Origin of the sequence: Calothrix sp. NIES-2100 (assembly GCF_963875285.1) — a bacterium.
Lineage (GTDB): Bacteria > Cyanobacteriota > Cyanobacteriia > Cyanobacteriales > Nostocaceae > Aulosira.
Genome location: NZ_CAWNLA010000001.1, coordinates 4742875 through 4768511 on the forward strand (window position 1 = coordinate 4742875; position 25637 = coordinate 4768511).

Annotated in this window: 27 protein-coding genes; 8 read left to right on the forward strand and 19 right to left on the reverse strand. The window is 40.4% G+C overall.

The genetic code is table 11. The features are described 5' to 3' along the window. Positions 1-159: 159 nt before the first annotated feature. From AACU32_RS19495 to AACU32_RS19505, 3 genes are all read left to right on the forward strand, one after another. Positions 160-369, forward strand: coding sequence for a hypothetical protein (locus AACU32_RS19495; RefSeq protein WP_096602446.1), 210 nt, complete (start codon positions 160-162; stop codon positions 367-369). A gap of 39 nt (positions 370-408) precedes the next feature. Continuing rightward, the gene (ychF, locus tag AACU32_RS19500) at positions 409-1500 is read left to right on the forward strand and encodes a redox-regulated ATPase YchF (protein ID WP_096602447.1); all 1092 of its coding nucleotides are present in this window, start codon (positions 409-411) and stop codon (positions 1498-1500) included. Between the two features lie 388 nt (positions 1501-1888). Next, complete coding sequence (locus AACU32_RS19505) at positions 1889-3388, forward strand: GUN4 domain-containing protein (RefSeq protein WP_339378095.1); 1500 nt, start codon at positions 1889-1891, stop codon at positions 3386-3388. A 103-nt stretch (positions 3389-3491) separates the two neighbouring features. Here the strand turns inward: AACU32_RS19505 and AACU32_RS19510 are convergent, their stop codons facing one another. Both AACU32_RS19510 and AACU32_RS19515 read right to left on the reverse strand, forming a co-directional pair. Further along, positions 3492-4424: a hypothetical protein gene (locus tag AACU32_RS19510; protein ID WP_096602449.1), complete on the reverse strand. Its 933-nt coding sequence runs from the start codon at positions 4422-4424 to the stop codon at positions 3492-3494. Positions 4425-4716: 292 nt separating this feature from the next. After that, the gene (locus AACU32_RS19515; RefSeq protein WP_096602451.1) at positions 4717-5148 is read right to left on the reverse strand and encodes a hypothetical protein; all 432 of its coding nucleotides are present in this window, start codon (positions 5146-5148) and stop codon (positions 4717-4719) included. A gap of 374 nt (positions 5149-5522) precedes the next feature. Between AACU32_RS19515 and AACU32_RS19520 the strand changes: the two genes are divergently transcribed. The 3 genes from AACU32_RS19520 (at position 5523) to AACU32_RS19530 (ending at position 7527) form a co-directional block, all read left to right on the forward strand. Then, on the forward strand, positions 5523-5867 hold the full coding sequence (locus AACU32_RS19520; protein ID WP_096602452.1) for a hypothetical protein: 345 nt from the start codon (positions 5523-5525) through the stop codon (positions 5865-5867). A gap of 93 nt (positions 5868-5960) precedes the next feature. After that, positions 5961-6374, forward strand: a complete 414-nt coding sequence (arfB, locus tag AACU32_RS19525; RefSeq protein WP_096602454.1) for an alternative ribosome rescue aminoacyl-tRNA hydrolase ArfB — start codon at positions 5961-5963, stop codon at positions 6372-6374. Between the two features lie 283 nt (positions 6375-6657). Further along, entirely contained in the window at positions 6658-7527 is an 870-nt protein-coding gene (locus AACU32_RS19530; RefSeq protein WP_096602456.1) for a DUF5895 domain-containing protein, read from the forward strand. A 66-nt stretch (positions 7528-7593) separates the two neighbouring features. Here the strand turns inward: AACU32_RS19530 and mltA are convergent, their stop codons facing one another. Next, positions 7594-8853, reverse strand: coding sequence for a murein transglycosylase A (gene mltA, locus AACU32_RS19535; RefSeq protein WP_096608078.1), 1260 nt, complete (start codon positions 8851-8853; stop codon positions 7594-7596). A gap of 3 nt (positions 8854-8856) precedes the next feature. After that, on the reverse strand, positions 8857-9111 hold the full coding sequence (locus AACU32_RS19540) for a hypothetical protein (RefSeq protein ID WP_096602458.1): 255 nt from the start codon (positions 9109-9111) through the stop codon (positions 8857-8859). 919 nt (positions 9112-10030) lie between these two features. On the opposite strand from AACU32_RS19540, the gene AACU32_RS19545 reads away from it, so the two are divergent. Continuing rightward, the gene (locus AACU32_RS19545) at positions 10031-10201 is read left to right on the forward strand and encodes a hypothetical protein (RefSeq protein WP_339378096.1); all 171 of its coding nucleotides are present in this window, start codon (positions 10031-10033) and stop codon (positions 10199-10201) included. A gap of 211 nt (positions 10202-10412) precedes the next feature. On the opposite strand, the gene AACU32_RS19550 is transcribed toward AACU32_RS19545, so the two are convergent. The 12 genes from AACU32_RS19550 to AACU32_RS19605 form a co-directional block, all read right to left on the reverse strand. Then, entirely contained in the window at positions 10413-12323 is a 1911-nt protein-coding gene (locus AACU32_RS19550) for a M48 family metallopeptidase (protein ID WP_096602460.1), read from the reverse strand. Between the two features lie 6 nt (positions 12324-12329). Next, a complete protein-coding gene (locus AACU32_RS19555; RefSeq protein ID WP_096602462.1) occupies positions 12330-12920 on the reverse strand; it encodes a LemA family protein in 591 nt (196 codons plus the stop codon). Between the two features lie 343 nt (positions 12921-13263). Further along, positions 13264-13857: a Uma2 family endonuclease gene (locus AACU32_RS19560; protein WP_096602464.1), complete on the reverse strand. Its 594-nt coding sequence runs from the start codon at positions 13855-13857 to the stop codon at positions 13264-13266. Between the two features lie 385 nt (positions 13858-14242). Beyond that, positions 14243-14635, reverse strand: coding sequence for a hypothetical protein (locus tag AACU32_RS19565; RefSeq protein ID WP_339378097.1), 393 nt, complete (start codon positions 14633-14635; stop codon positions 14243-14245). A gap of 296 nt (positions 14636-14931) precedes the next feature. Continuing rightward, complete coding sequence (locus tag AACU32_RS19570) at positions 14932-15333, reverse strand: type II toxin-antitoxin system VapC family toxin (protein ID WP_096602466.1); 402 nt, start codon at positions 15331-15333, stop codon at positions 14932-14934. Continuing rightward, positions 15330-15686 (reverse strand): hypothetical protein, encoded by a 357-nt coding sequence (locus tag AACU32_RS19575; RefSeq protein ID WP_096602468.1) that lies wholly within the window; start codon positions 15684-15686, stop codon positions 15330-15332. The genes AACU32_RS19570 and AACU32_RS19575 overlap by 4 nt, the downstream gene beginning before the upstream one ends. Before the next feature lie 58 nt (positions 15687-15744). Further along, complete coding sequence (locus AACU32_RS19580) at positions 15745-16020, reverse strand: hypothetical protein (protein WP_096602470.1); 276 nt, start codon at positions 16018-16020, stop codon at positions 15745-15747. Positions 16021-16080: 60 nt separating this feature from the next. Beyond that, positions 16081-16341, reverse strand: a complete 261-nt coding sequence (locus AACU32_RS19585; RefSeq protein ID WP_096602471.1) for a type II toxin-antitoxin system RelE family toxin — start codon at positions 16339-16341, stop codon at positions 16081-16083. Continuing rightward, a complete protein-coding gene (locus AACU32_RS19590; RefSeq protein WP_096602473.1) occupies positions 16338-16556 on the reverse strand; it encodes a hypothetical protein in 219 nt (72 codons plus the stop codon). The genes AACU32_RS19585 and AACU32_RS19590 overlap by 4 nt, the downstream gene beginning before the upstream one ends. Before the next feature lie 201 nt (positions 16557-16757). Next, positions 16758-17039 carry a type II toxin-antitoxin system ParD family antitoxin gene (locus AACU32_RS19595; protein WP_096602475.1) on the reverse strand — a complete coding sequence of 94 codons (282 nt, stop codon included), beginning with the start codon at positions 17037-17039 and terminating at the stop codon, positions 16758-16760. A gap of 279 nt (positions 17040-17318) precedes the next feature. Continuing rightward, on the reverse strand, positions 17319-18314 hold the full coding sequence (locus AACU32_RS19600) for a GTPase (RefSeq protein ID WP_339378098.1): 996 nt from the start codon (positions 18312-18314) through the stop codon (positions 17319-17321). A 144-nt stretch (positions 18315-18458) separates the two neighbouring features. Further along, positions 18459-20672, reverse strand: a complete 2214-nt coding sequence (locus AACU32_RS19605) for a hypothetical protein (protein WP_096602479.1) — start codon at positions 20670-20672, stop codon at positions 18459-18461. A gap of 197 nt (positions 20673-20869) precedes the next feature. Between AACU32_RS19605 and AACU32_RS19610 the strand changes: the two genes are divergently transcribed. Beyond that, the gene (locus AACU32_RS19610) at positions 20870-22243 is read left to right on the forward strand and encodes a cytochrome P450 (RefSeq protein WP_096608080.1); all 1374 of its coding nucleotides are present in this window, start codon (positions 20870-20872) and stop codon (positions 22241-22243) included. 237 nt (positions 22244-22480) lie between these two features. Here AACU32_RS19610 and AACU32_RS19615 read toward each other — a convergent pair whose 3' ends face one another. The 3 genes from AACU32_RS19615 to AACU32_RS19625 all read right to left on the reverse strand — a co-directional run bounded on the left by AACU32_RS19615 (position 22481) and on the right by AACU32_RS19625 (position 24564). Beyond that, complete coding sequence (locus AACU32_RS19615) at positions 22481-22831, reverse strand: type II toxin-antitoxin system PemK/MazF family toxin (protein WP_096602481.1); 351 nt, start codon at positions 22829-22831, stop codon at positions 22481-22483. Then, positions 22832-23065 carry an Arc family DNA-binding protein gene (locus AACU32_RS19620; RefSeq protein WP_096602483.1) on the reverse strand — a complete coding sequence of 78 codons (234 nt, stop codon included), beginning with the start codon at positions 23063-23065 and terminating at the stop codon, positions 22832-22834. Positions 23066-23358: 293 nt separating this feature from the next. Next, positions 23359-24564: a hypothetical protein gene (locus tag AACU32_RS19625; protein WP_096602485.1), complete on the reverse strand. Its 1206-nt coding sequence runs from the start codon at positions 24562-24564 to the stop codon at positions 23359-23361. Positions 24565-25637 lie beyond the last annotated feature (1073 nt).

Consider the following 25637-nt stretch of genomic DNA (forward strand, 5'->3'; position numbering starts at 1 on the left):
GGTGATGCGATCGCATTCGCTAAAATAATTAAACTTCTACAAAGCAATGCCCAATGCCCAATGCCCAATGCCCAATGACAAATGACCATTTAGGAAGATGTCACTAACTTAACTTCTCCTCTAGCGTGGAAAAGTCGCATAAATTAATTGAGACTTTCCATGATTAAACCTACAGCCATTTCCATACCCGATCCACAAATTCCCACACCAGGGCCAAATCCCCTACCCAGTCCTGAACCCACACCAAGCCCCAACATTCCCCAACCCATCCCTGAACCAGTACCTGAACCGATTCCCCAAACAGTACCCGCACCGATTCCCCAAACAGTTCCCGGAACAATACCCCAAACAATTCCCGAACCTGTTTAAATTATCCTTGGTAATGTAAGCCAACATCTAAAACCTAAAATGCTACGAGCCGGAATTGTCGGACTACCCAACGTCGGAAAATCTACTTTATTTAATGCTGTAGTTGCTAACGCCAAAGCCGAAGCAGCTAACTTCCCATTTTGCACCATTGAACCGAATGTCGGCGTTGTCGCAGTACCAGATGAGCGCTTAAATGTGCTATCAAACATTGCCGGTTCAGCACAAATCATCCCAGCGCGGGTTGAGTTTGTGGATATTGCTGGTTTAGTCAAAGGTGCGAGTCAAGGTGAGGGATTAGGAAATCAATTTCTCTCCCACATCCGGGAAGTAGATGCAATTGTTCATGTGGTGCGATGTTTTGAAAATGATGATATTATTCACGTCGCTGGTTCTGTTGACCCAGCACGAGATATTGAAATCATTAATTTAGAACTTGGTTTATCAGATTTAGCACAAATTGACCGCCGCATCGACCGCACCCGCAAACAAGCACGGACTAGTAAAGATGCACAATTTGAAGTCACAGTTCTGGAAAAATTATCGGCGGCTTTAAATGAAGGTAAATCAGTGAGACAAGTAAGTTTAACTGAAGAAGAAGCCGAGATAATTAAAGGACTAGGACTGCTGACAAATAAACCGATTATATACGCCGCCAATGTCTCTGAGGATGACTTAGCAACAGGTAATGATTTTGTTGAGAAAGTACGGCAAATTGCATCAGGAGAAAATGCTCAAGTTGTCATAGTTTCCGCCCAAGTAGAAGCTGAACTTGTAGAATTACCAGAAGCAGATAAAGCTGATTTTCTAGAATCATTGGGTGTAAAAGAAGGCGGTTTAAAATCGTTAATTCGTGCTACTTACGCTTTGTTAGGCTTGCGGACATATTTCACCAGTGGCCCTAAAGAAACCCGCGCTTGGACAATTAACGCCGGAATGTCTGCACCCCAAGCCGCAGGTGTAATTCACTCCGATTTTGAACGGGGATTTATTCGCGCTGAAACCGTTGCTTATGATGATTTAGTCACAACTGGTTCGATGAATGCTGCAAAGGAAAAAGGCTTAGTCAGAAGTGAAGGGAAAGAATATATTGTCAAAGAAGGCGATGTGATGTTATTCCGATTTAACGTTTAGGGAGAAATAATTACTAATTCGTAATTCGTAATTCGTAATTCGTAATTAAAAACAATCGCTTACCTCGCTTTGCTCCCATGCTCTGCGTTACCTCGCTCCCATGCTCTGCGTGGGAGCGTATATCTATGAGGCTCCGCCTCCTGTTAAGATGAAAAATAATACAATAGATGGGTAGGGGCACAACATTGTTGTGCCCTTACGAATCATTGAAGTGTCGCCAACATTATTTGAATTGATATCAGCAGGTAAATTTGGTAATAGTGGCTGTCAATCGCAACCGAAATTGTACTTAATTATTTAAAAATTTCTTCAGGCTCGACACATCTTTTTAGTAGTGTTATTTTTGAAACTGTATACCCTTGAATAAGCACTGAAGGAATCCTGCCAAATGCTGGGATGGATTTTTGGTGGTTTCGTTAAAAAATTAGAACGTTCAGCAAAGAAGGTTTCACGGGATTTTGTGAAATCAAGTAGTAAAGAAATAAACGACTTGTTTGATAAACAAGTTTACCCCTTGGCTGACAAAATAGACTATATAGCTAAAAAACGAATACAACAAACTGAGAAATTAGAAGCTCAGTTTATAGCTGATATTGAAACTCTGATAAATAATGCTGAGCAAAAAATTCAGAAGAATCTTCAAGAAATTAATGAAATCCGTGAATCTGCTATCAGGGATGTAAGACAGACAGTTGGTGAAGTTGATGCTTATTTAGAAAATAGAATAAATCAAATTTCTTTGACGGTAATGAGAGCATTGAGTCAAACTGAAGAAATAACTCAAATTATTTTTGAGCAAGTTAATATTTTAGAGGAAAAGTTATTTCAAGATACTAATTACTTAATAGATAAAATCAACGAAGATATAGATGGAAAGCTAGAATTAATCAGCAATGAATTAAAAAAGCATTTGGCTCATGCTCTACCAAATCCTCTTGATAAATGTAGACAGAGGTTAAATATAGGGCTGAAACCAGGTGCGATGCTGTCTGACGTTGAGCTTTATCAATTAACTGAGTGCTATGAACTAAGCAAGTTGAATGAAAATACTTCAATTGATGAAGTTATAAATATTTATGGACAACTTCAACTAAATGCAGCGAGGATGGCTGCTTTAGTCAAAAAATCTCCAGTCTTGAAAAGACGAGCTATGGAAGACTGGCTCAGGTATGGTTTACTTTGTGAGTTCTGGAGTAATACGATGGAAAATTATGCTCATACAGAAAATTATCTGTTAGAGCCTCAGCAGCCACAGAAATTTTTGACATTGCAGATTATTGAAGAATTAGCAGAACTTAAGCGACAATTATCTCAATTGTTGCAAAATAAACAATATCCCACCCATGATGAGAGTGATTCACAAAAGGTAATTTTGGCATCTTTATCCAATTTGCAATCGCAATTTTCTCAACTAGAAGCTGAATTAACCCTTGTATCTCCTACTTCAGGTATAAACTACAGCAAATTGCGAGATTTATTAGCAGAAAATAAATGGCAAGAAGCTGATAAAGAAACTTCTACCTATATGTTGAGAATATCTGAGCGAGAGGAAGAAAATTGGTTAGATGATGGAGATATTAAGAAATTCCCGCGCCATGACTTGCGAATCATTAATAACCTTTGGATAAAATATAGTGATGGGAAATTTGGTTTTAGTGTTCAAAAGCAAATATGGCAAGATTCTAAAGAAGATTATAAACGCTTTGGCGATCGCGTTGGTTGGCTGGTAAATCTTGTAAATAGTGAATGGCGTAAATACGAAGAGGCTATATTTAGTCTTGATGCTCCAGAAGGACATCTCCCATATACAATTAGGGTACTGGGTTTAGGTTATCGTAATCCTGGAGAAATTTCACACAGACTCAAACGTTTTTTGCCGCGATACTGATTTAGTCGTCAAGGCTGGGGAAACCCCGCCCCTACGATGGTATAAATATTTGGGTGTTTGTGTGTGTGGGAAAATTTTTGTTTTCAAATATTCGTGCAAGAAATCAATCCCCACCCACCATATACACAGCCGAACCAAAATTTTCATCATCAGTCGCAACAATTACACCACCCTCTGCACCTGGGACAAGTTCTATCGCTTCAATTTTGTGGTAATTTTTACGGTAAAGTGGTACAAGTTGCGCATTTTGCTTGAAGACTATTTTGTGATTACGATATCCCAAAGAACCAGCAACATATAAAGCAGATTGAAATGGCCCATTATCTCCAGGGTCGCTGGCGGCGCTAATAAACACAACCCCCGTAGGGTCGATTTTCATATCAGAAATATGGCGAACATTACCCGATGGAAATGGGACTTTTAAATTAGCGGAACCTGTGAGCATAATTTGATATTTCGTCAAATCCAGCAATCCCCAATATATAACTGCTGGTGCTTCTGCTTCGCCTCGATGCGCCCAAACAGCAACTAATTTACCATCTATATCTTGTAGGGAAAATGCCTCAAAATTACTTTCTTGAGGAATTGCTGGTAATTTAAACTCTTTGATGAGTGAGATATTTTTCTTGTCAGTCTCTAATTGAATAGAATAAGCTTTTCCCGAACTACTTAAAGCGATAAAAGAATTATTTTTTGTCCCAGGAATAGATGTTAAAGCTTCTAAATCTGACGGTAATTCTGCGTTACCTATCCAGTTCAGTGCAAAATATTCAGGTTGATTCTTACCAGAAAGATTAAGAATTGCTAAACGACCTTGTAATGGTTTTTTATTGTCATGGACAATAAGAAAATCTAGAGAATTGCTTTTTTGCTCAATCAGCGCTATCCCACTAATACCAAAAGAAATACCACCTCGAACAGGTAGCCAATCTTGCGCCCAAACTCGCTGACAGAGGAATAACAGCGTTCCTAAAACTATGAGACTGATGATTAACTTGAGAAACTGAGGTAGATTTAGTAATGCTGACAGACGCATAAATGAGCATCGATAAGAAAGAGTGGGATAAACGATGACCCATCATATCAAATCTAAGCGAACGCGCCATCTTAGCAAAACAACTTTCCGCAGCGAGGAGAAAAAAAGGCGATCGCATTGACAAAATAATTAATATTCTCTATTCTATTGCTGAAACTCTTGAGAGACGTGAATATGGCTTTGTTCAGGGGTGGAAGAATATCATTAACAGAATCAAGGTATACCTAACTGCACAAAAATCAAATATGATTCCTCTACACGGTTAAATACCAGCTACTATCTCAGGGGTTTGTCAGACTGTTACCAATTTTATTTGGTACTCTTCTGGGTCGCTTTCAATCCGGATAAATTCATTTAATGGGTTGTAGGTATCAAAATTTCTCAGATTTTCCTCTTTATTCAAAGAATTTTCTAAATAACTTAAAGCTAATGTGGAAGTAACATAAATATTTCCGTGTTGTTTGAAACCTGCGATTAATTCAGCTTCAGGCGGATAATCTTTGACTAAATGTTCAGCTAGATATCCTTTTAAAATTATTCCTCGCAAGCCCGTTTCTTTGTACCCTTCCTTAGCTATCATCAAAGATATATCATCATCATCTCGATTCTGCAAATTATCGTAATCCTCAAAAACCGGGCAAAAAATTTTCATGAGCTTTTTGACAGGATTTTTCACTTTACCGTAGTTTGAATCGTGCTGTTTTCTACGTTTTGATTCACCCATGATCCCTATCTCCTAATTAATCCTATAATTGTAATGCTTTCTCCGGGAAAGAGCGAAAAAATTATAAAAAATAACTTTATTGCTACTCAGATGTTGTATACTTCCCAAAATTAGGTAATTGCAGAAAGTAGGGTTGATTCCCTGCTGCAATCACTAAACTAAAGTGGTAGGCTCTAGATTCGTTGAAATCGGATCTTAATTCTTAATTTTTGGTTTGGCAATAATCAGTATTTGCCAGATGATAAGTTATGGGGGTGCAATCGCTGGCAGTTAAAGTTAGAGTTATAACGAAAACTAAACGAGGATATTTAAAATAGAGGTAGTGTTTGCATGAAATTCTTGAACCAAGAAGGATGAAATAAGGATTACAGATAGTGAAAGTTTTCAAAAGAACCATCAAACCAGAAACATATATATCGTTTCTCCACGTCTACCAAACGACTTGGGGGATTACTGGCGATATCTGTTTAATCCGTGAATCTGTAGCTAATACAAGTACATCGAAGTTCGTAGGTCGCAAAGTCCAACTAGCTCTCCCAAAAGGGATGGAGCGCGATCGCATGGTGGGTGTTCCCGTGATCAAAATTGCAGGTAATGTAGGCGACGGACATCCTAAAGATCACCCATCTGAATGGGAGGCTTATGAAGGTGTAGATAGGGAAATAGCGATCGCAGTTCTGAAAATTTGGGGATTTAAGTTGATGGATGAAACAGCTTAAAACAAAAGGCTATCGGGGAGTCCACCTATTTTTTAGGGAAATTTTCCTAGAGGCCATGAATGGCGATCGCATTAATAGCACTCTATATAAGGTATGCTGCAAATTTCTCAAAAAATCATCATCCCCGATAGCGAAATCGAAATTAGCGCGATTCGCTCACAAGGAGCAGGTGGTCAAAACGTCAACAAGGTTTCCACCGCCATCCACTTACGCTTTGACATTGAAGCCTCATCATTACCTGCTTTCTATAAAGAGCAGCTTTTGAAGCTCAACGACAAACGCATTACCCAAGAGGGAGTAATTGTCATCAAGGCTCAAGAACATCGCAGCCAGGAGCAGAACCGGGAGGAGGCTAACGAACGACTCAAAGAACTGATTAAAAGCGCAGTCGTACTCAAGAGAAAACGTAAACCTACCAAACCCACTCGCAGCTCTCAAAAAAAACGCCTTGACAGTAAAACTAAGCGCGGACAGATTAAATCCACCAGAAGCCAGATCATTGATTAAAATGCGATCGCCCCTTTGGTTCTGGGGGAAGATTCAATACATGGTACAAAAGTATTACTATGGGATAAAATAGGGACAAGGTGGACAAGGGGGACAAGGAGGACAAGGAGGACAAGGAGGACAAGGAGGACAAGGAGGACAAGGAGGACAAAGAAAAAATAGCAATTTCCAATGCCCAATGCCCAATGCCCCATGCCTACTGACTATTGACAAATGACAAATGACAAATGACCATTGACAACTGATACACTTGTCTAGCAAATTACTTTGATAGCCGAAAACGATGAAAGCATCTGCTAAGTTCGACTTTGAGGACGAGAAATTTAACGCACCGCCTTCTCAAGTCATCCCCTGGTGTCAGATGATTAATCCTCGGTATGGCACTGATGGTATCCAATCTTACGGTTTGGCAATTAAGCTTGATAACGCCCAAGCCGTAGGCTTTCAACCAGATGATAATTGGCAACAGGTAGAGCATGAATTTAGCTCTGGAGTGGAAAGTGTATTTATCACGACAACTCCCAATTTAGTCATAGTGCGGCGAGGCCCATTGTCTGTCAAAGATAGAGAAACTGGGCTAAAACTAGGTACATTAAAAGAAAATTACGATGCGTTTCTAGCAGATAAACTTAAATTTAAAACTTTTACTCGCTATTTAATTTTTATAGTCGGAGAAGATAAAAAATTCTTACATGATACACCATTACAATTAACTCTCAATGGTGCAGCAGGGGCAAGTTTCAGTAAAACCTATTGCGAATATCAGCAAGGTAAAGTGGTGAGTGGTTTTGTTGCTGAATTAGAAAGAGCTTATGCCGGATACAGAAAGCAACCTATTACGCCAAAAGGCCCTTTGTTCCATGCTCACGGGATTTTTTCTCCCATCATTGAATGTGAAGAAAGAGGCATTGAACCAAATACAGTATTGGTAGCTTCTACTGTAGATTTTAAACATCCAACAGTGTCCACATTAACACAATATCTCATAGCTTCCGATTCGCCTGAGTCTACAATAATTTGTAAGAATTTTGAAGATTATAAAGAGTTTGGTAAGGAAGCTGTGAAAATAGAAACACCGAAGATGGAAATGGCGGGAGTTTCTAGTTCTTATATTTACGCTGATGAGGATGATTTTGGTTATCCACCCTATTGAAGGATGAAGGATGAAGTATGAAGGATGAAATTTCAGCTTTTATCCTTTACTCTTCATCCTTAATTACTATTCTTTGAGTAGTAAATAATATAAGGAACCGTTACCGCCTGTAATACCAGCGCGATCGCCTGCTAATTTGCCGGTGCCCATAAAATAATCTACCCGACCTGGGCCTGTGATGGCGCTACCTGTGTCTTGATCCAGGACAAAGCGACTCACTTTACGATACTCTAATTTACCTGCTTGATTAGGATAAGGAATAGAGGTAGAAATCAAGGCTAAAGCACCAGGAGGCATGAGAGATTTATCAGTAGCAATCGAACGCTCTGGTGTAACGGGTACATTAATACTACCCGTAGCTGGTCTACCGGTTGTTTCCTTGAAGAAAACAAACCGCTCCCAGCGTGGCAGATAATTACTTAATTCCTGGGGATTTTGATGGAAATACTGGACTAAGCGGGGTAGGGTTAATCCTTGAAGGGGCAATTTGCCATCTTTAGAGAGTTCTTTGCCAATACTTGTCCAAGGGTAATCAGTTCCACCGGCATAACCCACAGAGGTTTTTTTACCATCAGTTAACTGAATTTGCGCAGAACCTTGGATATGGATCATGTATGCGTCAAGGCGATCGCGGAACCATAACATTTCTAAACCGTGCAACTGGCTTTTATTTCCCAGTAAACCGTCTTGTCCTTCTAAGTCAATCCGCTTGGGATGGGGTTTAGCCCATTTATCAAAGTCCGGTGGTAGGCGATAAAGGGGATACTTATATTCCGCAGTCCTGACACGACTGGCTTGATAAATAGGCTCATAGTAAGAAGTAAATTTAACAGTACCCTTGCCATCATTGCCTACAGATTGGTACAAGGTAAACTCTCGCTGGACAGCAGCTTGCAGTTCTGCGGGCGACTTAGATGTGAGAACTAACTCACGAAAGCGGAATAAGCTACGACGTACCCGAGCCAGCCTAAATTCTTTAATTGGATATTCTTGATAAAGAGCGATCGCCTTATCTTTTTCTAGATAAGTTAAGCTGTTATCAATTGCTTTTAACAGCGCTTGGCGATCGCCGCGTTTACCCCTACTACCCCAAATTTGCTCATCCCAACCCAAACAAGCAGAGCTAGGCTGACAATCGCTTCCTAAGTCAATCGGTTTGAGTGGTGGCTGTACCTCAGGGGTGATTGGTGGTACTGGTATAGGTATCGCCTGAGGAGTAGTCTCTCCTGGCGGTGGAATATCAGGAACCTGAGCAACAGCTGACCAGAGTGTATTTACAAAGGCAAGTCCTAGACTTAAGGAACACAAGGCAAGGGTTTTTCTCATCATTTAATCGTATCTTTCAACACTAGAGCTAAAAATCGGTTCTACCCGGATGGCAATAATTCGAGCTGGGCGTACTACTAAGTACTCTTGCTGAATATTCTTGATCGGTACGTTGATCAATTCATTAGAATCACACTTAGGCATAAGCGCGCCACTATACCACTTTTGAAATTCTTGAAAAGTGGTAAAACGTACTTCTTCCCGGTGACCACCTTCTAGTAGAAGGTATACTGCGTATTCATTCGGTGTTCTAGGCATAAAGTTGAATTATTTAAAACACATTCAACCCATTGTTAACCACCATATACCAGAATGAGAAGGGGAACTATACGGTAGCATTACAGATATTTTGGAGAGTTTTAAGTTGATAACTCATCACTCACCACTCCACAATATATGATTTGTACTTTCGCCTATGACGGTAGCTTACCCGGATACGGTTCCCAGGAAGAGGCAGGGGGGGGCATACTTCGGCTTCGCTCAGATGCGTAGGTTGGGTTGAACGGAGTGAAACCCAACAATTACAAGTCTTTGGAGTGTTGGGTTTCGTTCCTCAACCCAACCTACATCCACATCATATTTTTTGTGAAATGGTATTACCCATTGGAATTGCACATCCTTTCGTTAAGGTAGTCAAAATTCAAGAGGCAAGTGAAGTATGAAATTATGCCTCGGCTTACCTCACCTATCAAGGGATGTGGCTTGAACTAAGGAAAATTTTTCCCACGCATCTTGACAAATATGTAATTTTGTGAATCATTCTCTTACGAGTGAATCTTCTATGCTTTTTGACAATTTTAAAAAGTGACTTTTTAAAATTAAGTTGTAAACCAGTTTACAACTTACCGTCTTTTTTGAAAGTACTCATACATATATCTAATTTTGCAAAATTTTTCAAAAACATCTATTTTTGTTATTGAAAACAAATCTAAAATATTTACTAATCTATATCTTTATATGTACTCACGTCGTCAATAGTACTTATATATTAGCCTTTACAGCGTTTTATCGATGAAAATATTTTTATCCATAGTGTATTATATAAAATATGTGAAGAAAGCGTAAAGCAATTTTTCTTTAATTTTAAGATAATGTAAAAGCTTGGTATTTTCCTCATAAAAATTTCTTTTTAATACCAGGAATCGTTAGTATTGTTTTGTAGTGAATATTAAAAAAAATGAACAGAATCAATTACGCTTTGTTTGTAGTAACAATGGTTTTATTAGCTAGCATTGTGGCTTTATTTACGCCAAATCTTCAGGATGAATCAAGAATGATTATTCCTGGTACGGTACAAGTATTAGCTACTCTAGCTACACATCACGATGATAAGGATGATAAAAAGTAAAGCTCTGCTGATTTACAACAGAGCTTTACATCAAGTGTATTGATTTTTTGGGAGCTAACGATATTCGCAGTATCAGAAGCTCTCTTTTTTAATTGTAAAAGTATTTTAACTGATTGACGAAACTTACTTTATCTTAAAGTCTCACCGATGAACAAGCGTCAAACCCAAAACCATGTAGAGACTTTACATATAAAGTCTCTACATGTATTCTTCACTTTGCAGAAGACTGTTTTGCTTTGGGAAAGCCGCGTTGGGAATTTAAAAATGGAGGTATGGGACAGTCTAGTGTTAGAGCGATCGCTCTGAGCAAATCTGCCTCTGATGACGTAACTTTATTATCTAGTAGTACAGTGTGGGCGCACGCATCAACAACAGCTTGCTTGAGTTTGGGACTAGCAAGGCGCAGGCGATCGATACTTTTCTTTAGATCGGTAAAGCTAGAAGCAACTGGTGTATCTGGTGTTTCTTGTTGTCCGGCTCCGGGAAGGCGAAAAACGCCAGAACGAAATGCATAGGCGATTTCATCGGGTTGAGTTTGTCCGACGCGTGCTAATGCTGACAGTACTAATATGCTATCTGACCAAATCTGATCTATAGATGTGAATTCTACGGTTGTCGGTGACGTGGGATTTATACAAGGTTCGAGTCTGTGCCACAGTACTAACTGCAACACAAAATGCCACAATGATAAACTTCCCCTAGCTTTAATTAATCCTTGGACGCATTTACACAACATTTGGCATTCTTTGGCGGAAGTTTGCCGCAATGTGGGTACTGTTAAATCTACCAGGGGTAAACGCAGGCTGGGATCTAATTGGCTAATTTCGCTGCTAAATTCCAGGGTTTTCTCTACCAACTCAGGGGGCTGAACTTCCTTTAACCAAGCTATTTGGCGTGCTTGAACTTCGGGATTTTCTGGATCTAAAGCTAATGCAAAAGCGATCGCATTTGCACTTTGCTGTTCCCTTACCCCCAAACGTAGGCTTTCTGGTAACTGGGCTAACAAGGCTTGAGCATGGGCGAAATGCTCAGGCGCAACGCTCCCTACTTGGTTAACTACCTGTTCTGGGGTAATGGCTGTAGTATTTCCACCACCAGCAAAACCCATTGTTAGCCCATCTGGGGAATGAGTATGATGGCGCATGGGAGAGGGCATTGCTGCTAAATCACTCGCATTTAAACCCCCAATTCGGCGGATACGTTCTGTCAGCGGTGGGTGGGTAGCAAACATATCTCCCCAAAAAGAAAGCTTAAGAGCATTACCAAAGAACATATGGCTGGCGGCTTCTGCTCCCGGTGCAATCAAGCGTGAATCCATCTTTTGCAGTTTTTGCAGTACTCCAGTCATCCCATCAGGGTTGCGAGTAAATTGTACTGCGGAAGCATCAGCCAGAAATTCTCGTTGACGCGAGACAGCAGCTTTAATTAAGCGTCCGCAGAATAATCCAATACCGCCAATCGCCATTAATGCTAAACCAAACGCCCACAGCGGTAAACCTTTGTCTTCACCGCGAACGCGCCAACTCCACAACAAGTCCCCAGCCATGTAAATGAACAAAATTCCGTGCAACAGTCCAATTAAACGCAAATTCAGCCCCATATCTCCATTGAGAATGTGACTGAATTCATGTCCGATCACTCCTTGTAATTCATCTCGGGTAAGACATTGCAAACTGCCACGGGTAACGCCAATCACCGCATCATTAGGTGAAAACCCCGCAGCAAAGGCATTGATACCTGATTCTGATTCCAAAAGATAGACTGCGGGGACAGAAATACCAGAAGCGATCGCCATTTCTTCGACAATATTTAATAGTTGTCGCCCTTGTTCATCTGCCATTTCTGGTATCAGGAGTCTTCCCCCCAACTCCTGAGCAATGACACTACCTCCTTGGCGGAGACAGAAGATTTTATAGGTACTTCCAAGAGCGATCGCAATCATCGTCACAGCAGCTACCGAGAGAAATAATCCCGGATGCCACCAAATCCGGGGAGCCATGCGAAACACAAATAAACTGACAATATAAATTGCCACAATCATCACGGCGATCGATGCAGCAAATAACCCGATTAACTGTTGCGTGTTTTGGCGTGCTTGATCCTGATGTTCAAAGAAATTCATAGACACCTAAAAAGACACGCGGGGAGCAGTTTTCATTTCTGGTGTAGCTTCTTGCAGCAATTGGGCATTAGTAAAGTTAAAACTACGCGCTATTAAATTGCTGGGGAAAGATTCGCTTTTAGTGTTGTAGAGTGTCACAGCATCATTAAAAGCCTGACGTGCAAACGCAATCCGGTTTTCTGTAGAAGATAATTCCTCCATCACCTGAGTCATGGCGCTATCTGCTTTCAGTTCCGGGTAAGCTTCCGAAAGTACCATCAAGCGACTTAACGCACCACTCAACGCCGCCTCCGCATTACCCAACTGCTGCATCGCTTGCGGATCGCCAGGATTTTGTACAGCACGACTACTAGCATTAACCGCAGAATTCCGCGCCGCAATCACCGCTTCTAAGGTTTCTCGCTCGTGTTTCATATAACCTTTAGCAGTTTCCACCAAATTGGGAATTAAGTCATAGCGACGCTGTAACTGCACATCAATTTGGGCGTAAGCATTCTTGTAGCGATTGCGAAACTTAACTAAATCGTTGTAGCTACTAGTGATAACTAAAACAACAGTGGCAACTACAGCAACCAAAAATATTAAAAGCCCGATCATATTTCTAAAGTTCCATCAAACTTGCATTTTTGAGAAATTCAACACCCTGACAAGCAAGCATGGTACTTATTTGCAGAGTTACCCAGTCAACTTTTTCTGGATATACACAAGAGTCTACTTTCCGCAAGTTTGGTTCGTCGCCTGTAAAACTAATTACGAATATTTACTGAGATAAATGTTGTATATAAGACTGAATTGAGTGCGATGACGATGGTAAAGGCGATCGCATTATCTCCCAGAAAATCTGTTTTCCCTCTCTGCGCCCTCTGCGTCTGGAGCGGTTAAAAAGTAATTTATCTAACCACAGAGGCACAGAGAACACAGAGATTTGAGGATGGCTAAACTACTGCCGAATTCCTTTGAGAAACTCTGTTCTCGCTTCAATAATTGAAGACATTAAAACACAACGTACTAATAAATTTATATCTAATTCGGGTAGTAAAGTACTTTGAGTAATTGGTTCATAGTTATCATTATTTAGTCCATATAAAGATAACTGATTATTTTCCCAAAACCAGACTTCAGTAATTTTAAATCTCTTGTATTTTTCTAGTTTATCTATACTGCCACTGGTAATATTAACTTCAATAGCTAAATCAGGATGCTCTTTCTTCTCACCTATATAATAAGACTCATCAGGTTCAAAGGAAGCACTTTTTTCTTTTGCTCGACGGGTGGAACTACCAACAGGGATAAAATTTATACCCATTTCACACAAATAAAATTCTAGTAAAAAACCAATAATGGTTTTAAGCATTTCATGTTTTTCACCAAGAGTCATAAATTCTATACACCCATCAAGATAAATTATCCGTAAACCTGGAGCATCTGCTGTTAACGCTTCAATCTTCTCAAATTCTTCCCAAGTGTAATAGCCAGGTAACAAAAACCGCTGTTCTGGGAGCGTGGTAAATTTATCTAAGATTTGTGGAGTCATAGTTTATTGGTTTTATCTATAGATTGCCATACCTTACTGCAACGAGAACATAATCCTTAATGGCGACCTTGATATTTTAATTTCATACAGAGATAATATTTCATGATTGATTACCTATCATAATTATAACGCTGAACACTCGATATATAGCGTTTCCTAATCACATGAGGTATATCAGGGAATTACAAAAAATAAATTACCCATATTCCGTAGTGCGAGCATCTTGCTCGCTTTTTAACATTAGCTTCCGAGACGCTCGCACTACAAATTTATTGGGTATTTAAAAAATTGGATGTCCCTCATAGCCCCCTCCTCGCTTGCAGGGAGGGGGTTGGGGGTGGGGTTCTTGTAGCTCACTCAATCGATAAATGCTATAATACGTAACTTAATACCTATAAATCATAGTAACTAGATAAAAACCAGCGACAGTAAAAATAAAAATCACAGTTGCAGAATATACTATTACATCCTTTAAAAGAAATAATATCCAATCTTTTCTCAGTTCCTGTTTAAACTTGAGTTCGCGCAACTTTCGCTCAAGTTCTGCATCTTCTTTTGCAGGTAAACTGACATAACGAGTTGAATATATATCATCAATAATTTCTTCTGTATCGCTTTTGTCTTCCCATGTACCAAAAGTTTCCACAAATTTGTCTAATGACTGATTAGTCTGATTTGAGACAATCCGTAGATTCTCCTTAGTTAGGTTACCTATTTCTTTTTTAAGCGCCTTTTTTACAGCTTTTTTGATTAAAGTTTCTAGTTTTTTAGCCGACATGGTTTGTTAAAGTTTTTCGAGCATATCGTTTCAGCTTTGATTTTAGTAGAATTTAATGCTGAACAAATGAAGTCGCAATTACACAAATCAAACTTTGTAACTTTTCTTTGCGCCTTTGCGTCTTTGCGTGAGATAAATTTTTTAATGAACCGCCAAGGACGCAGAGGACGCAGAGGAAGAGAGTTTTAGAGGATTTTTGCGGGAATTTGTAGGGTGCTTTAATAGAGTGTAATGCACTAATATTATTACAATGCACAGTCAGGCGATCGCATAATTTAATGAATATTTCGATGTTTTTATGGCAAAGTCCAGTTTTCGAGTTGTAGTCCGATAATTCGACTGTAATGACGAGTATTGTTAGTCACTAAAATATAATTTCCTGTAAGTGCAACACTAGCAATTAGTAAGTCAAACTCAGCAATTGGTTGTCCTCGTCTGCGGAGTTCTGCTTTTAATTCTCCAAACTTTTTGAGAGCAGGAGTAGTTAAAGGTACAACGGGTAAATTTTGAATAAAGTCTTCTGCACGAGCTAAATTTTCCACCACTCGTTGAGAATTATAAGCACCAAAATACAACTCAGCAACAGTGATACTGCAAATAGAAATTTGCTCCCATCCTATTTCACTAACTTTAGTTCTGACTGAATTAATATCTTTAATCCAATAAATACAAGTATCGGTATCAAGTAAATAAGTCATAGACTAATGTCATTCTTAGAAATAGTACGGCTATCATAAATCTCTTTGACTATTTCCTCAGCAGTTCTTTCATCTTCCCAAGGGCCAAGCCTTTCCATAAAGGTATCTAGTGGGTGTGGTTTTGGTTGCTCAGATGAAAAAATGATTTCATTCGCTATTAGTTGATTTGCTTCTGGGATTCCTAATTTTTTGGTTTCCTCTTTAGCTGTAACCATGACTTGCATCAAAGTTATAGCCTGACGTAGGACATCACTTTTACTTGTGCCAATCTTTGTTGCCAGTTCTTCTAATATTTGATTAAGTTCTGGTGATAAATCTAAGTTAAAATGAACCATACCGTTAATATCACTCATGCTTTCATCCTTGCGTGACTTTACATATATTATATTGTGCCAATATCAAGGGAATATTTCAGAATAAATAATTGCGATCGCTTACACTTCGACTTGAATATATATCATCAATAATTTCTTCTGCTGTGCGTGTGTCTGCCCAGTTTCCGAAGGTTTCTAAAAAAGCTTGTGGTAGATAGTTTGCTTGTGTGGGTTTATTTGATAAATCCTCTTGTTGTAGCTTTTGTGTCTCTTGTTGAAGCACCTGATGAACGATTTTGACAATTAAAGCATCTAAGCCTCCTACTTTCAGAAGATTTAAAAGCTTCTCAGATGTAGGTTGGGAGTTTTCCATAGAAAATATTTAGCTTTTGAACTCAATATTTTAATATTTGACTCAAAATACACTAACAATTCAGTTGTAAATTTCTCTACGATGTCCAACTCGATCAATAAAAATAGTTTTTTTGTCAGGGTCAAACTCGTAAATAACTCTATAATCTCCAATTCTCAGCTTATAAAAACCAGATAAGTCAGCCGTAAGAGGTTGCGGTGTAATCTGGTCGAAATTTTCCGCCAGCCAATTAATCTTGTTAACAATTCTTTCACAGACAGCCTTTGTCAACTTTTCTAGGTCAGCTAGGGCTTCCGGTTCATACTCAACTAAGTAATTCATCCGTTCCCTAAACCCAGTCTTTGCATAACCTCTGCTGCGGGAATACCTCTAGAACCAGCTTCTCTACGCTGCTGAATTGCTAAAAGTTCTTGTTTAAAATTTTCCTTGACTGTTTGATTTGTATCTGGATCTACTAGAAGTTCTTCTATGGTTTCTCTAACAGTTTCTCGAATCAGGGCTTTAAATTCATCAATAGTGAGATCGTTAACTTGCATAGTGGTAATTTCAAAAAAGGCTTATTTACCAATTTTAGTCTATGCGTAATCATTGGCGAACAGTTATTAACCTATAGGTAAATATTGATGAGAAGTTAAAGGTAAGTAGTTAAATGTAAAATTTATAACTATGTCATTGTGAATGGAGCGAAGCAATCGTAAGGCGCTAGAGCATTAATTACTGGATGACTTGAGGTTTTTTTAATTGCAACCATCATAGAAAAATTTTCCTTGACGTTTGTTAATTCTTTCCCGGATTGTTTGACGAATATCTTCCCAATCTGTAGCTGTCATTTCTGTTGCATCTCCAGAGTTTAATCCTTCCAGAAGCATTGTTTCAAGACGTTCTTTAGCTCTCTGTTTTTGGTCTGGTCGCACTAATTCACGAAAATACTCGCTGACACTGCTGTAACCACCTTGAGCTACCTGTTTTTCTATATAAGCTCGCATGGTGTCAGGTAAGGAAATATTGATACTTTTCACAATAGTTTAGTTTTTAAATCTGTTTTTCTACATTATGGCAGTTTTTGCCATTTTATGTCATGGCAACAGAAGACGGAATCAGCCATGATAAAGTCTCAGATCCCCGACTTCTTGAAGAAGTCGGGGATCTTGTTGTTCACGAATGATTTATGATGGCTACAATTTGGACAGTGACGCTACTTATAATCAAGCACTCTCTTGTAGACAAAGTTTTGAGATGTTGGGTTTCGTTCCTCAACCCAACCTACGCCTCTGAGGATGTTGGGAGAGATATTAAAATTAAAAGAATAGAGAAAAAATTATGTCTATACCATGACCTACTAAACCTCCTATTGATTCACCTAATGGTTTCCCTAATGACCCACCAAAGAAAGAACCAATTGCACCACCTATTTTTTCTAAAATAGGAATAGCACTAAATAGTTTATTTTTTATGCTTGTCTTCTGCTCTTCATTAAAACTAAATTCTTCATTATTTTTATCTGATTTATTATAATTATAATTATTGTTACTTGTTATTCTTTGAGAAGTTGCCAAAAAAAAGGGAACAGCACTTCGCTCAGACATTCTTTTAAAAACTTTGCTATAAAGCTCTTCTAACCATCTCTTACCATCTGGATTAGTGAGAGTTTTACTTTTATTATCTACTGCAATTACAGGAATATTATTTGCTATATGATCACCTGTATGCTTTGCGATTTCATTCCTGATACGCTTAGTTCTTTCTTTTAAATCAACTAAATAGTCATCTGCTTTATCTGTACGAGTGAATATAATCACTGCATAATTCCATACATTTACCGTAAAGGCTTCTGAAATAATTTTAATACCTTGCATCTCATCAGCAGTAACTCTGGAATCATCAAGGCGAGTTACAAACCATAATGAATCAATTTGCTTAACTTTATTTTTTATAAGGTTGATATATTTTTGGTCATTTTTTTCTTCGGGTATATCATCACACAGTCCAGGAGTATCAATTATTGTAAAATTAATATTATTAATTTGATGTTCATAACTTTTAACATCCATAGTAGTTGGATCATATTTACCCTCTGGTGCGATATTTTCACCGAATAATGAATTAATCGTGCTGGATTTCCCAACTCCTGTCCGTCCCACCATCAGAAATGTAAATTTTTCTTTTCGTGCTTTTTGCAATTCTTTTATTAAAGTAAATAAATCATCTATAAATGATGGATACTTTTGGAGATTCACAGAGGAAAATAATCTTTTCAGTTTATCTAAAATTTCATTATTTTCAGTATTTTTCATACACTTTTTCTGAGCTAAGCCTATATATTTGTTGTTTAAAACTAACAAATTATAAAAAAATATATAACCGCAAATACACGCATGATAACACCTTCTCTGTGCGTTCATCTGCGTGCATCTGCGGTTAAAAATTAAAGTCTAAAATTAATGCACTAACTCGATCGCTCTTTTCGTCAACGCCTCCGCAGTCAACCCATTAAACGCCATCAATTCACCAGCACTGGCTGTAGTTTCCCCACGCTTCCAAGCAAAAGTATCGCGCTTAGAATTACTCCGCAACATAATTGGTTCTAGCATTGCCGGCGCACCACCAGTAACACCAATTAATGCATCGCCATCAAATAATTCGGCAAATTTGGCATCATCTAAGAAACCACCATCAGGTTCGGAACAAGTATCCCATGCAGTATCATTAGGACGATATAAACGGCGGGGATTAATAATAGAAACTATCTTGGCACTAATACCTTCAGTTTCTAAGAAAGCTGCTGCTTCAAATACTGGCATTAATGTCATATCACCAATGACAGCAAACACAACTTGCTTATCACCAGGAACTTCATGCAATACTACTGCACCTTCGCGTAAACCTTGACGAGTTTGTTCTAAAGTTGTGCGAATTGGTAACGGTGATTTACTTGCTGTAATGACAATTCCCTTATTTTTTGTTTGCAATGCCCAGTCATAACAAGCTTGAATACTGTTAGCATCGGAGGGGAATAATGGGAATACATTGCCAGTTCGCATTAAGGAGGCAAAATAAGCTTCAATTTCTGGACGTTGGTGTGTCCAACCGTTGCGTCCTTGCTCTAATGCGCCGGCAGTAAATAATGTAATTGTTGAGGGAGTTTGACGGCGTAATTCTGCCATTGCTTGGGTTACGGTTTGCCAAATTGGTAAGCCGTTGATGGCAAAAGATTCGTAGGAACACCACAATGTTCTTGCACCCATTAATGATAAACCAGCAGCTAAACCAGCACAAGCATCTTCACTCAATGGTTCGTAAACTTGTCCGTTTGGTGCTTGATTATATAAGTCGTCGGTTGTGGGGTGAATAATCTTCAATGCTTGGTTAATATTGGCAATTCCTGATGCTTCGTTACCATCAGCGTTAGTTACTAAGAAATTCGGGTCTTTTTTACCCACAATTCCCACCAATCTTCCCATCGCAGTTGTAGAAACTTTGGGTTCACCACCTACTGCATATTCTTCTAAAGGTAATTCGCCTAAGTCTGCTAATGGTAATTCAAATTCTGTCACCACTGTTTTCGCAGCAGGGCCACCGCCAGCGCGTTCGGCGTTGGTTCTGACTAATTCCCAAGCTGACGCAGATAAAGCACGTTCTTTTAACGCGCTGACAATATGAGGAGCATCTAACGTATCTTTAGGATAAAGGTTGTGAGATTTTGCGCCTCTGGCGTGGACTCCCGCACCTTTAAGTTGTTTAATGATGAAGACTGTTAGCTTACCACTCAAAGCAGAACGCGCTGCTTTATCGACTCCCACAAGTACAGCTTTGGTGAAGGCTAGCCGTTGCTCAAAGGAGAAAGCGGTACTATCAACATAATCGCCGGCTTGGTTTTGGTCGTCAAATTCTTTGGCATCAACTAAAACAACTTCCGCAAAACCGTTACCATGCCAGTATGCTGTCATCTGTTCGTTGGTTTTCAGGGAAACCATACTGTGATGTTCTTGGCTGTATCCATTCCACACCAGCACTGGTAAGAAGTTAGTGGCATGGGGGTAGGCGGTGTTAAAGTGAGCAATTGAACTCATAATATATGGTTCACCTAGTCCACCATCGCCAACGGTGAAGGGGAAAAGCTTATCTTTATGCAGCAGTGCAGCTGACATGGCGAAGTGTTGCCCTTGTCCCAAAGGCCCCGCTGGTGCGAGAATACCAGGTATGTAACCGGAAAGATGTCCTAACAGTCCATGCTTTTCACGAAAGCGATCGCGCAATTGTTGGACTGTAAAAATGCCCATATCCTCTAAAGAGCGATCGAGGAACATCGCACTATAAAATCCCGGGGCGTGGTGACCGACTTCGGTGATAATGTTTTTGTACCCTAACATGACCAAAGCCGCGTAAGCTTCCGCTTGGCTAGCAAATCCACCAGGGTGTCCAGAGGCTTTACTACCTGTAACTTGTAGGGTCAGGTAACGTAATGCATCGGCAGCAAGTAATGTTTGATAGACGGCATTCGGTTCTGTAGGAGATGCGATCGCTACTTTGTCTGATTCTATCGCCGGAGTTGCACCATGAGTTTCAAAACCTGGTAACGCTTCGCCAAAATATTGAATTCCTTCACAAAAATTTGGAACCGCTGAAGATGCTTTAGGGGTGGTTGCTGTCATGCTGAATACCTTAAAAGGATGAGGAGGAACTGTAGATGCTCGTCCAAATTAACAAAAATTTTACAACTTTCGGGTTGTAACAGTTTATTGCACTTTCGCAACACAAAGATAAGCAGATTCAATAGTTATTCAGAAAAATTTAATTTTCTTATGTGGGCTGCATTGGCAAAACAGAACTAGCGCAACAGGTAAAGCCTATGAAACTGCCCAATGGCCCTAAATACTCAGCGTTTGTTCAAATGCTTCAGTGGATTTTTCAACCCATGCCTTTTATGGAAGCTTGCGCCAAACGCTATGGTGATATTTTTACCATGCAATTGAATGCGCCAGTGGTGTTTGTCAGCAATCCCCAGGCGCTACAGCAAATGTTGACTAGCGATACCAAGGAATTTGAAGCGCCTAGCGATTTCAACACGGTATTTGAACCGATGCTAGGGAAAAATTCTGTAATTACAGTCAGCGGGGAAGTTCATCGCCGTCAACGCCAATTATTAATGCCGCCGTTTCACGGTGATCGAATGCGCACCTATGGGCAGGTAATTAACCATGTCACAGAACAGGTAATTAGTCAATGGCAGATAGATAAACCCTTCTATATCAGAGAAGCGATGCAAATCATTACCATGCGGGTGATTATGCAAGCTGTATTTGGATTATACGAAGGGCAACGCGCCCAAGAATTAGAGGAACTTTTAGCTGTTATGCTAAATGAAAACTCGCCTTTAAGGGTAGTTGAACTTTATTTTCCGGCTTTGAGAATGGATTTAGGCCCCCGCAGTTCTTGGGGAAGATTCCTGCGCCGCAAAGAGCGCGTTCATCAACTCCTCAACGCAGAAATTCAAGAACGGCGAGATAATCCCGATCCATCGCGCACAGATATCCTCAGCTTACTCATGGCGGCGCGTGATGAAGCTGGTGAAGCGATGACGGATGAGGAATTGCGTGATGAATTAATGACGCTGTTAACAGCAGGACATGAAACCACAGCCACAGCTTTAACATGGGCTTTGTACTGGATTCATAAATTACCAGCAGTTAGGCAAAAACTAGTACAAGAATTAGATAGTTTGGGTGAAAATCCAGATCCCAGTAGCGTTTTTAAATCACCATATCTCAACGCTGTTTGCTGTGAATCTTTGCGGATTTATCCAGTAGGAATGCTGACTTTCCCACGAGTCGTCAGAGAACCTGTATCTTTGTGTGGTTATGACTTAGAACCCGGTACAGTCGTACTTGGTTCAATTTATCTTACCCATCAGCGCGAAGATTTATACCCACAACATCAGCAATTTAAACCAGAACGCTTTTTAGAACGTCAATTTTCCCCTTACGAGTTTTTACCCTTTGGCGGTGGTGCAAGACGTTGTATCGGCATGGCATTTGCCCAGTATGAAATGAAAGTTATACTAGCAAAAATTCTCTCTAGTTGGGATTTGGCGCTAGTAGATGAGAATCTGGAGATTCGCCCAAAACGCCGTGGTTTAGTCACAGGGCCAAATCGCAGCATTGAAATAGTGGCGAAACAACAACATCAGCTGCGATCGCGGGCGTTAGAGTCAACCAGCATCTAATATTTTGCGATTATAGCAGGCGATGTCTACGACAAGCCGCTTCGCGTCTACGCATGGGCACAGTAATACTGTGCCTTTGTTATATGTGGGGTGAGAATAGTTAAAAAGTATTTGAGAGCAAATAGCGATGCCTGCGGCGGTAAACTACGCGCCTCAACTTAAACGATGAGCGATCGCTTACTAGTTTTGTAGCATTTATGTACTAGAAACATACTCACTCAAACGGACGATCGCACCTCATGATTCCTCGATTTCTGAAGGTTTCAACATTCGCCAAATTTCTGCATCGACCTTTGCCAGGTATTCTGATTCCAGTTCACCAATCTTGCGAATGATTCGCTGTCGATCAATTGCCCGCATTTGGAAAACCATTGCGACTGAGGGCAAGGTCAAACCATTTTGCTCTGATGGCTCAATTTTTACGGTAAACGAGAACCGCAACGCACCTAATGAGGACGTAACTGGAACGATCATCAGCATGGGAGAATTTGCAATATCAGTTTGCACTGCAATTGCTGGGCGGTTACCCTTTTCTTCTCGCTTATCCGAAGCTGGTAGACTCACCAGGAGAATGTCTCCTTTTGCCATCTAATTCTCCTGAGATGCCAGTGCTGCTTCCAGATTCAGCCAATCTTGATCGCTTGCGGCTTCCCAATCGGCAAATTCTTGAGCGAGTTCAGCAGAATCTTCTAATAAGGAAATCAGCAGTGCGACAATCTCACTATTCACAGAATTTCCGTGTCCCTGCGCTCGTTGAGCGATCGCTTGATATAGGTCGAGCGGTAAGGTCACTTGGGTACTGATTGTTTCGGGAACATCCATAGAATCGCAATGAGAACCATTTTTCACATTATGGCTCAAGATTGGGTGAGCAGATGACGATGGCGACAATCTCGCCTATACAAGAACTGCGATGGCTGCGGTGGTCACTGAGCCTTGCCGAAGTGTGGTAAACTACGCATCTCTCGACAATGACAGCGATCGCCCTCCTGCCTTTTCAACCGCGATTGCATCTCAACTCAAACGATGAGCGATCGCAATAGCTCGTAGTGCAATCCTGCTTCCCCAAAAACCAAAACAGTGATCGCGCTTTTTCCCAAAATTTTATTTTTGCTTCATTCATCAACGGTCCAGTCGCTTCCCTCATTCACAACTGGACCGTTGATAAGTGGTGTAAATGGACCCTGTCCCTTTCCTTGACCTTCTATTTTTCCTCCTCCATTTGCCTGCCATGATCCCTCCGTTACATTGAATGTACAGTCATAGTTAACGTGCCACAAGACCCATCCCAAAAATTGCAACTTATTAGAAGCTTTGTGCCGCAGCGTCAGCCAAGAACAATACCAATCGCTACCGCTAGTTGAGACTAACTGTCTACCACTGGAAGTCTGCAGAACTATGGGCCAAACCTGTGGCCTATCTTGCATCCGGGTTGCCCCATTCTCGGCATTTACTGACTGAACAGTTTCTGGTCCATACCACGGTTCTATCTCCGGTTCACCATCGCGCATTGGAACTTGATGATAAAACCTCTCTTTAATGTGAATCTTACCATTCTTATCACGATGCGTGGTCTTAAAGTTCTCGTAATTAACCAGGTTTTGCACAAAGCCAATCTCATACTCATCTGCTGCTGTTTTACGGCTATCCAGCAGCACAGAACCAGTTGCAAAAAACACTGGGCTTTGAAGCAAAACAAATATGTCAATGATTTTAACGGTGAGTGGACCATTGTAAAGTGGACTCAAAAGAGAACCAGCAACATGCGGTAGCTCTTCCTCTTGCGGTTCGATCTCCTGTGATATTTCTGTGTTCTGAGGAGCTTCTTCACGTTGAATGAACGGCTGCTCCTTTGTCACAAATCCGTTCCCAATTCTTTCTGGGATATCTTTAATGTCTTGTTCAGGTTGAGGGCTTTTGCACTGTAAGGAATCTTGTCCAGGCTGTACACTAGCAGTGTTCAATTTATCTGGCACAACCATCCGCATCACCTGATTTGCCATCCAATCTGCTTCCTGCTCATACTTGTCTCCTGGTTCTCCCATTGTCAGCTTTGCTTGGGGACGATGCAGCGGTATGCGACTAAAATCGTAAGCAAAAGACCGTTGCTCAATGGCTGGTGATAACAAGGATTGCTCATCAGCAGACGGCGCTTGTTGCTGATTAATTGATTCTGCGGTTTGTGTTTGGATGACATTATTTGTTGGTAAACCAAAACCCCGGACTGCGTTTGCCAATGTCGGAGTATGTGGTGAGACAAGGGACGAATTAGAAAAACTTGATGTCCCTGCTTTCTTAGGCTTAAATGTACGATCGCGCATCTCACCTTTCCTCCATCGATGGGCAAAGCTCTAATTATTGCTTACAGGCATTTTTTCCCAAAAAATTTTACAATTTGTGGAAATGCGATCGCTATCGACCTTAGTCTAAATTTACAATCAAATCCATCACTTAATGCTTTGTGGGAAACACGTAACGCGATCGCATCCCGCTGTTATAGTAATGCATCGCCCGGCAGGAGCTGCTCACTTCGACTTCGCTCAGTGAGCAGCGCTTCGGCGACAGGGGCAGGTTTTTAGCGATGTCAACGACAAGCCGCTCCGAGTCTACGCATCTCTTTGCAATTTGATGACATCGGTCTTTTATGCCAAAACATCGGGCTGTTATATTAATACATCGGCTTGTTATGCCAATACATCGACCTGTTATATTAATACTTCGGTCTGTTATGGCATAACATCAGGCTGTTATATGAATACATCGGCTTGTTATGGCATAACATCGGGCTGTTATATTAATACGTCGGTCTGTTATGCCAAAACATCGGGCTGTTATATTAATACATCGGGCTGTTATATTAATGCAGCAACCTGCAATTAAATTGCATCAGTAATGCGTAGATGCGTTCGCGTAGCGTCTCGTAGAGAAGCGGCTTGTCGTAAACATCGCACCCCATCCCATCCCGTAGGGGCGGGGTCTCCCCCATACGTGTCAACTTAACGTGAAACCCTTGCCAAGACGTGATTTTGCGTTTTCTCGCTTCCCATCAAGATCCGCGTCACCCCACCCCGGCTTTGCTGACGCAAAACCTCCCCTCCCCGCAAGCGGGGAGGGGATTGAGGGGTGGGGTAAAATGCCTGTGGAATAAGCGTTTTGACTTAAGTTGACACCAATGGGTCTCCCCGCCCTAGGTCTACCCGCTTGTGCCCCTACCATCTATCTGATATATTGCATTAAAATTAAAATCGCCATAATTTTGGATAAAGTTAAGCTTTCATCAAAGCATTGCTAGCCAGAATCTCTACAATTTGATAGATATATCAAGCCTTGATATTAGTCAGAACAAAATACTTTATTACTAAAAATTAACCCGCAACTAAATAAAATATAGATA

Coding starts and splice junctions, on each gene's coding strand:
- AACU32_RS19495 (WP_096602446.1), top strand. CDS start 160: ATGATTAAACCTACAGCCATTTCCATACCCGATCCACAAATTCCCACA.
- ychF (WP_096602447.1), top strand. CDS start 409: ATGCTACGAGCCGGAATTGTCGGACTACCCAACGTCGGAAAATCTACT.
- AACU32_RS19505 (WP_339378095.1), top strand. CDS start 1,889: ATGCTGGGATGGATTTTTGGTGGTTTCGTTAAAAAATTAGAACGTTCA.
- AACU32_RS19510 (WP_096602449.1), bottom strand. CDS start 4,424: ATGCGTCTGTCAGCATTACTAAATCTACCTCAGTTTCTCAAGTTAATC.
- AACU32_RS19515 (WP_096602451.1), bottom strand. CDS start 5,148: ATGGGTGAATCAAAACGTAGAAAACAGCACGATTCAAACTACGGTAAA.
- arfB (WP_096602454.1), top strand. CDS start 5,961: ATGCTGCAAATTTCTCAAAAAATCATCATCCCCGATAGCGAAATCGAA.
- AACU32_RS19530 (WP_096602456.1), top strand. CDS start 6,658: ATGAAAGCATCTGCTAAGTTCGACTTTGAGGACGAGAAATTTAACGCA.
- mltA (WP_096608078.1), bottom strand. CDS start 8,853: ATGAGAAAAACCCTTGCCTTGTGTTCCTTAAGTCTAGGACTTGCCTTT.
- AACU32_RS19540 (WP_096602458.1), bottom strand. CDS start 9,111: ATGCCTAGAACACCGAATGAATACGCAGTATACCTTCTACTAGAAGGT.
- AACU32_RS19545 (WP_339378096.1), top strand. CDS start 10,031: ATGAACAGAATCAATTACGCTTTGTTTGTAGTAACAATGGTTTTATTA.
- AACU32_RS19550 (WP_096602460.1), bottom strand. CDS start 12,323: ATGAATTTCTTTGAACATCAGGATCAAGCACGCCAAAACACGCAACAG.
- AACU32_RS19555 (WP_096602462.1), bottom strand. CDS start 12,920: ATGATCGGGCTTTTAATATTTTTGGTTGCTGTAGTTGCCACTGTTGTT.
- AACU32_RS19560 (WP_096602464.1), bottom strand. CDS start 13,857: ATGACTCCACAAATCTTAGATAAATTTACCACGCTCCCAGAACAGCGG.
- AACU32_RS19565 (WP_339378097.1), bottom strand. CDS start 14,635: ATGTCGGCTAAAAAACTAGAAACTTTAATCAAAAAAGCTGTAAAAAAG.
- AACU32_RS19570 (WP_096602466.1), bottom strand. CDS start 15,333: ATGACTTATTTACTTGATACCGATACTTGTATTTATTGGATTAAAGAT.
- AACU32_RS19575 (WP_096602468.1), bottom strand. CDS start 15,686: ATGAGTGATATTAACGGTATGGTTCATTTTAACTTAGATTTATCACCA.
- AACU32_RS19580 (WP_096602470.1), bottom strand. CDS start 16,020: ATGGAAAACTCCCAACCTACATCTGAGAAGCTTTTAAATCTTCTGAAA.
- AACU32_RS19585 (WP_096602471.1), bottom strand. CDS start 16,341: ATGAATTACTTAGTTGAGTATGAACCGGAAGCCCTAGCTGACCTAGAA.
- AACU32_RS19590 (WP_096602473.1), bottom strand. CDS start 16,556: ATGCAAGTTAACGATCTCACTATTGATGAATTTAAAGCCCTGATTCGA.
- AACU32_RS19600 (WP_339378098.1), bottom strand. CDS start 18,314: ATGAAAAATACTGAAAATAATGAAATTTTAGATAAACTGAAAAGATTA.
- AACU32_RS19605 (WP_096602479.1), bottom strand. CDS start 20,672: ATGACAGCAACCACCCCTAAAGCATCTTCAGCGGTTCCAAATTTTTGT.
- AACU32_RS19610 (WP_096608080.1), top strand. CDS start 20,870: ATGAAACTGCCCAATGGCCCTAAATACTCAGCGTTTGTTCAAATGCTT.
- AACU32_RS19615 (WP_096602481.1), bottom strand. CDS start 22,831: ATGGCAAAAGGAGACATTCTCCTGGTGAGTCTACCAGCTTCGGATAAG.
- AACU32_RS19620 (WP_096602483.1), bottom strand. CDS start 23,065: ATGGATGTTCCCGAAACAATCAGTACCCAAGTGACCTTACCGCTCGAC.
- AACU32_RS19625 (WP_096602485.1), bottom strand. CDS start 24,564: ATGCGCGATCGTACATTTAAGCCTAAGAAAGCAGGGACATCAAGTTTT.